Origin of the sequence: Candidatus Ancaeobacter aquaticus (assembly GCA_030765405.1) — a bacterium.
In the GTDB taxonomy this organism is placed as follows: Bacteria; Auribacterota; Ancaeobacteria; order Ancaeobacterales; family Ancaeobacteraceae; genus Ancaeobacter; species Ancaeobacter aquaticus.
In genome coordinates this window covers 1-5,498 of the sequence record JAVCCP010000014.1, presented here as the reverse complement: position 1 = coordinate 5,498, position 5,498 = coordinate 1, and the positions used below count along the sequence as shown (strand labels likewise).

General features: G+C 40.2%; 5 protein-coding genes. All 5 read left to right on the top strand.

Translation table 11 applies throughout. The annotated features are described in order from the left end of the window. A partial coding sequence (locus P9M13_01655; GenBank protein ID MDP8261993.1) for an MBL fold metallo-hydrolase occupies positions 1-1,164 on the top strand: 1,164 nt, incomplete at its 5' end. A gap of 444 nt (positions 1,165-1,608) precedes the next feature. Further along, positions 1,609-2,175: a hypothetical protein gene (locus P9M13_01650; protein ID MDP8261992.1), complete on the top strand. Its 567-nt coding sequence runs from the start codon at positions 1,609-1,611 to the stop codon at positions 2,173-2,175. A gap of 8 nt (positions 2,176-2,183) precedes the next feature. Then, on the top strand, positions 2,184-3,488 hold the full coding sequence (locus P9M13_01645; protein ID MDP8261991.1) for a hypothetical protein: 1,305 nt from the start codon (positions 2,184-2,186) through the stop codon (positions 3,486-3,488). Positions 3,489-4,013: 525 nt separating this feature from the next. Next, positions 4,014-4,784 (top strand): PEP-CTERM sorting domain-containing protein, encoded by a 771-nt coding sequence (locus tag P9M13_01640; GenBank protein MDP8261990.1) that lies wholly within the window; start codon positions 4,014-4,016, stop codon positions 4,782-4,784. Between the two features lie 214 nt (positions 4,785-4,998). Next, a complete protein-coding gene (locus tag P9M13_01635) occupies positions 4,999-5,418 on the top strand; it encodes a hypothetical protein (protein MDP8261989.1) in 420 nt (139 codons plus the stop codon). The last annotated feature ends 80 nt before the right edge of the window (positions 5,419-5,498 follow it).

Here is a 5,498-nt window from a genome sequence, read left to right as displayed (position 1 = left end):
GCCAAGAAACTTACCGGTAAATCCGTTAATGAGCTTATAGAGGAGAAAATCCTTCCTGATGTTGAGGGTCTATACAATGATCAGGAACGGAAGATAGACGCCCTTATTATATCTCATGCTCATGCTGACCATTACGGTTTTTTGAGTTATATCAATAGCGATATCCCAGTATATATGAGCAGGGGGTCGAAAGAACTCATTGAATTGTCTGGTCTGTTTACACCGTTTAAAGTTGGACAGATCAATGCGCAGGTTATAAAGCCTAAACAGAAACTTTGCATAGGGGATATAAATATCATTCCTTATCCCGTTGATCATTCCGCTTTTGACGCGCTTGCCTTATTGATAGAAGCCGATGGAAAGAAAGTATTCTACTCAGGGGATTTCAGGGGGCATGGACGTAAAAGCGCATTATTTGAACGGATGATAGATACTCCGCTGCGGGGAGTGGATTGCCTCCTCATGGAAGGGTCTGTTATTGGAAGAAAAGAGACAGAGTGCCGAGATGAAAATGCGGTCACGGCGAGGATCCAGAAGATTCTAAAAGAGGCCGGTAAGGTGACTTTTCTGTGCTGTTCATCGCAGAATATCGATAGACTTGTGTCTGCATACAAGGCATGTTTGCGTGTCGATGCTGTCCTTGTGATCGATATTTACACTGCGTATGTTCTTGATAGGGTACGAAAAGTATCTAAACATATTCCTGCTTTTAACTGGCGCAATATCAAGGTAAAATTTCACAAACACCAAGCTGACATACTTGCCGAAAAGGTGTCACAAGAACTCCTTTATTTTTACAACACGAAAAAGATCGATTTGTTGGAGATGAACGTGAGTAGATCTAAATATCTCATGCTCGCCAGGGATAATTCTTTATTTCCGAGCATTGTTAAGAGCCTTGACGATACAAACGGTGCAAAATTGATCTACTCGATGTGGAAAGGGTATCTGACTGAAAAGTTCAAGGGATATTGCGACAAGGAGAAAATAGAGATCGAAGATGTTCACACAAGCGGACATGCCTCGGTGGAAGATCTGCAGTCTTTTGCAAAAGCCATTAATCCGAAGATGCTTGTCCCAATCCATACTTTCTCACCTGATAAGTATACCGACCTATTTGATAATGTTAGACTTGTTAACGACGGGGATGGTATAATTATTTAGTATTTGGTAAATTGCGTATTCTGTTTGGCGTAAGAAACCTGGGCCAAAAACGAGAGATAATTAAGTGTTCTGTACTACTAAGGCTCAAAAAGCACGGGCTAAAAGACCCGCGCTTTTTGTAAACCGCCCTTAGGAAACTATGTAAAGTTTCCAAGGATTTGGTCCTAGTAGAGGAAAGTATCCCCCTTCTTTACAATTTTGAAGGCGAAGACCGAGAAAATCTAGGGGGGACTAAGATAATGAATGCGATCCCAGAAATCGCATGGCGATTTCTGGATTGAAAGCAGCAAGAATATAATGAATAGGTGTGACCCCTTTTTTCTACTGATTTTAAAAAATCTAAAATATCTTGCCCCAGATGCGGTCGTGAAACATAAGTGGTTGAATAGTCCAGTGTGATATAATGGAGTTTGTACCTAGTTAAATAAAATCCAGGAGATTTATATGAGAAAGTTTGTTATTGCATGTATAGCTCTGTTTTTGGTGGTTGCTGTTGCCCAGCAATCTTTTTCCGGGACACTTGATGATATAAGGCGGAAGGTCGGCAGGAAACCCGGAAAGAAGATTTGTAAAGTGGATAAGACAGAAAGAATAATTGATATTCAATCCGTTAGAAGAGAAGTTGTTAAAGACTTCGTGTTTGATAAAGGGGCGGGGACCAGGATGGTAAGGGCCATAAATGTGAAATTCAGAATAAATAAACGCGGCATGGTTAATTTGCCATATCTATCTTGTTATTTGTACGATAGGAATAAAAAGCAGGTAATAAAACTTACTAAATATCTTGTCCTGACGGTTTCAGGAAGCAAGAACTCTTCGGGAGGAAGTTCGTTTAAAGGCAAGAGGACACATACAATACAGTTTGTATATCCAAATTCCGTTATTTTTAAATATTATCTGGCGGTTCTTGGGAATAATAAAGGCGGGATAAGCGCTGTAGTTATGCCCAGGGGAAATAATATTGATGATTTTTATTTTCCTGAGAAGAAATATATGAAAAAGAATCGGTAGAGATGCTTATGCTCAGTGGATGTGTTAAAAGTCGCTTTTTTATCCTTTCCGCAATGTTATTGACGGTATTCTTCTTTCTTGTTTCGGATATATCGGCAACGACGCTTGGCAGGCCTTTTAAAAGAAAGCAGAGATATTCAAAACTTTTTTCAAACAAAGGCCTATATTCATATACGGATACCCGCCATCAGTTTACTGTTTATGCTCCCACACGCGGACTTGCAAAAAATATTAATAAGATCGCGGAGGGAGAAAGAAAGAAGGTTTATAGATTTTTTAATTGTACGCGTCACTGGGGAACACCGGCAATTATCAAGATATATCCAAGCAAGATGGATTACGAGAAAGAATTTTTACAAGAAGGAAGTCTGGCTGCTGCAACTCAACTGTTGTTTAAAGGTAAAAAGGCAAGGTTGATAGTATCATTTGCGGGTAAAGATCTGACTAAGAGTGTGATTTCACATGAAATCGTTCATTTATTGATCTCCGATCTGGCGAATGAGGAATACTGGAGTATGAAAGAAACTGAAAGCAGGGTCCCTTTGTGGGTCAATGAGGGGATGGCGGAATTTATATCAGCGTCGAACCAAAAAAAGAATAAATACAAGGAACTGACATATGCGGCAATGGTAAAAGGCCTTGCTTATCCTGTCCGGCAATTAATAGGTTTTAGCGGGTATCCGCAAAAAAAGATCTTATTTTACGCGCAGTCGTATTGCCTGGTTGCTTTTCTTGCCAGGGTTCCGCACGGACCGGTTAAATTAAGGAATTATATTACAACTTCAAATCAAAATGTAAAAAATGCCGAACGTAGATTGATTTTAGCGTTTCATTCTGACTATAGAACGATACAGGCACTAAAAAAGTCATGGCGAAGATATATACAAACGAAGTATGCGAAGCCCGAAGACAAATGGAGCGCTAGTACGCTTGTGAGTCTGGGATGGATGTACCTAGATGAGGGACGTTTTAATATGGCAATAACATATGCCAATAAGGCTATGAATAAAGGGTGGGGCGTAGAGAACGCCAATTATTGCCTTGGAATGGCTTATTACCGGAAAGGCAATATCAAAAAAGCGTTGGCAGAGATAAACAAACAGTACAGAATCACCCCCAATTCTGCTTCTTTGTGTTTTATGAGAGGCCTGATTTACTGGAAACTTGGGAATGAGACAGAATCAATTTCAATGTTCTCAAAGGCGATTAAACTCAACAGGAGATATGAGCCGTTGTTAACGTCCCGTAAGGGCCGGATGGCGGTAAATACGGATGTTCTTGATTATATGATGAGAAGTTTCGATGAGGAATGAAAACGGGCAACACGCCGTTGAATTGTGAATTTTAAAATAAAGGGGTCACACCTATTCATAGACACGAAAAGGATGCCGACGACAAGAACAAGCTCGATTATATAAGAACTATTGTCCAGCAACAAAAAGCCATTGGGAGCACTAATTTTTTAGATGAAATTAAAGAGAAATTCAAGGTAGATTTTAATGTTAGGATACGTGGAGGGCAAAGAAAGCAGGCGAATGAATAGGAATTAAATAGGTGTGACCCCTTTACACTTTAACATCTATACGCAAACGGTTGCTGCAACCATTTGTTTAGATTAAGTATTTTCCGTATGACTGGAGTTTAAATAAAGCGTTGAGGTAAAGCGAAAGAAGAAATTAGGTGCATAGAAGTAAATAAGAGGTATTATAGAGAGTGTTCTCACCGCAGCGGTGGGAGTGCTAACCATGTTCCACCGCGTAGGAGTCACTTTGTGCCACCTACGCGGAGTAACACTACTCCGACTGCGGTGGTGTGGTGGGGGAGATTTAGGGGGCTACATGAAGAAGATATTTGTTTTAGTAATAGCTATTTTCTTTACGAGTATATCTACGAGTTATGCTATTTATGTCACCGAGGATTTTCAAAGCTATACAGATAGTCCTCCCGAGGATTTGAACGGCGCAACTGGGGGTAGTGGCTGGGATATTGCTTGGACTGATGCCCTACCGAATAACTTTATATGCCAAACTGTTGCCGGTTCAAAAATGGGACAGATTGCAGTGCCTACTTCCTCTGCCCATAGAACTTTTTCAGGCTACACTGGTGAAGATATCACATTTCAGTTAAATGTTAATGCCTGGAATGGAGACATCGGTCGAAACGGTATCGTAACTTTTGCTGAGATTGTAGGTGATATGGGGCCTAGTATCGCGTTTTATAATGATGGTGCTACTCATTCACTGATTGCATTTGAAGATGTTGCAGTGGGACAGGATTTGCTTGGCGGAGCACCGGTTGTAGATGATGTGACTTATACTATAATGATTACAAATGTTTCACTTGGGTTTAACGGGACATATTCAGTGCAAGTTTCGAAACCAGGGACAACATATGCTCTTTATAACGGTGTCAAATTTGAAGGTTACGATTTTACTGTCTCAACTCTAGGGCAGATTGAATTTATGAATAGTCCATTCCCAGCAGGCGGGAATACTGTAAGCATTGACAATATCATTGTCGGTGTCCCCGAACCGTCAACATACGCGCTGTTTGGTATAGGGCTTTTTGGGTTGATTATCGGGTGGGTAAGAAAACAAAGGCGATCTTAGAAAGCACACACTGATTTTTAGATTGGAAACATTCACCGCGTCGTTGGAAAATCCCACCGACCGAGGTGGTGGTGGGGATGTCATAATAAATAGGGACTGTCCCTATTTATTAAATATGGCTATGACAAGAGTGGTTACAACAAATGGTCGTTGCAACCATTTGTTTAAGGTTAATGAATAGGTGTGACCCCTTTAACATTCAGAAGGAGGATAAATGAGTTCTGAAAGAAAAAGTAAAATAAAGCTAATACATTGCTTGCTAGTGTGTGTATTCCTTGTATCGGGTTGCGCATCAGCTAGTTATCAAAGCAACCAGGTTCAGGATGATTCAGGTGACAGAGTCACTGTTGGGACTGTTCAAAGAAAAATTGCAATAGGAATGAGTTCTGCGGATGTAGCGCAGGTATTAGGATCCCCAAATGTTGTTTCAACTGATGAGGAGAGAAGAGAAGTATGGTTATACGATAAGGTTGCCACAGATGTTGTATATTCAGATAGTGCTGCAGGAATAAAATTTTTAACCATTGGTAGATCTGGAGCAGTATCAACCACTCAAAGAACATTAACCATTATTATTAAGTATGATGAAAATGGTAAGGTGCGTGATTTTGCTTATCATACCTCACGATTTTAGGAGAGAATAATATGTTAAGGGTATTTGTATCAAAGAAGTTGTATCTAATTGTTTTATTGTGCACAACTCTAGTCGGTTGT

What these genes read in the sequence shown, in the direction of transcription:
- P9M13_01640 (MDP8261990.1), top strand. Translation starts at nt 4,014, where the DNA reads ATGAAGAAGATATTTGTTTTAGTAATAGCTATTTTCTTTACGAGTATA.
- P9M13_01635 (MDP8261989.1), top strand. Translation starts at nt 4,999, where the DNA reads ATGAGTTCTGAAAGAAAAAGTAAAATAAAGCTAATACATTGCTTGCTA.
- P9M13_01645 (MDP8261991.1), top strand. Translation starts at nt 2,184, where the DNA reads ATGCTCAGTGGATGTGTTAAAAGTCGCTTTTTTATCCTTTCCGCAATG.
- P9M13_01650 (MDP8261992.1), top strand. Translation starts at nt 1,609, where the DNA reads ATGAGAAAGTTTGTTATTGCATGTATAGCTCTGTTTTTGGTGGTTGCT.